The sequence below is a fragment of the Pseudarthrobacter sp. 10T415 genome (assembly GCF_056394175.1).
In genome coordinates this window covers 1-464 of record NZ_JBFTHJ010000071.1, presented here as the reverse complement: position 1 = coordinate 464, position 464 = coordinate 1, and the positions used below count along the sequence as shown (strand labels likewise).

At 40.1% G+C, this 464-nt stretch carries 1 protein-coding gene; it reads left to right on the top strand.

The features are described 5' to 3' along the window. Positions 1–455: protein rep (locus AC1DBN_RS21500; protein ID WP_477724201.1), on the top strand; the 455-nt coding region annotated here is incomplete at its 5' end. Positions 456–464: the final 9 nt, after the last annotated feature.

The following is a 464-nucleotide window of genomic DNA, read 5'->3' as shown; positions in this document are numbered from 1 at the left end:
GAAAAGCACATCCTCACTTTCACATTCTGTTAATGATGAAATCTACATATTTCAAAGACGGTTATTTGAAAACTTCGGCATGGTCTGAGTTATGGGCTGATTGTCTAAACAGCAACTACCTACCTGTAGTAGACATTCGTATGGTGAAGGTTAAACAGGAAGGTGAAGCCAACAAATCGGCTTTAGCCGAGGCAGTTGCTGAAACCTTGAAGTATGCGGTAAAGCCCGGTGATATGGTCAAGGATCCGAACTGGTTCCACGAACTGACAAGACAAGTCCATAAGTTGAGATTTGTCTCAACTGGCGGAGTCTTGAAAGACCTCTTCAAAGAGGACACGACAGAAGAAGATTTATTGCTTCTGAGTGAGGAAGAAGACAACGATCGAGAACTACGAATATTAAATTATAACTGGTTCAAGAAAGAGAAAAACTATAAGCGAAAGCTCGAATGTTAAAATAAAAAT